Source organism: Burkholderia sp. ZZQ-2, assembly GCF_050768715.1.
GTDB lineage: Bacteria > Pseudomonadota > Gammaproteobacteria > Burkholderiales > Burkholderiaceae > Burkholderia > Burkholderia cepacia.
In genome coordinates this window covers 1-229 of record NZ_LDVA01000001.1, presented here as the reverse complement: position 1 = coordinate 229, position 229 = coordinate 1, and the positions used below count along the sequence as shown (strand labels likewise).

The window sequence follows — 229 nt, the reverse complement described above, 5'->3', positions numbered from 1 at the left end:
TCCGGCCACGCTGCGGTGCAGCCAGTCGGCGACCGCTCCCAGCGCGTAGTGGTTGAACGACGTCATGGTTCCAGGGTTCACGGTGCCATCCGGCAGCATCGCGTCCCATCGCTCCCAGACCGTGGTCGCGCCCTGCACGACCTGATAGAGCCACGACGGGCACTCCTGCTCGAGAAGCAGATCGTAGGCGGCATCGGTGTGCCCGGTCATGGTGAGCGCGTCGCAGACG

General features: G+C 67.2%; 1 protein-coding gene. It reads right to left on the bottom strand.

Annotated elements, in window-relative coordinates; all coding sequences use genetic code 11:
* The coding region (locus ABY44_RS00005) for a hypothetical protein (protein WP_431640660.1) at positions 1-229 on the bottom strand (229 nt) is incomplete at both ends.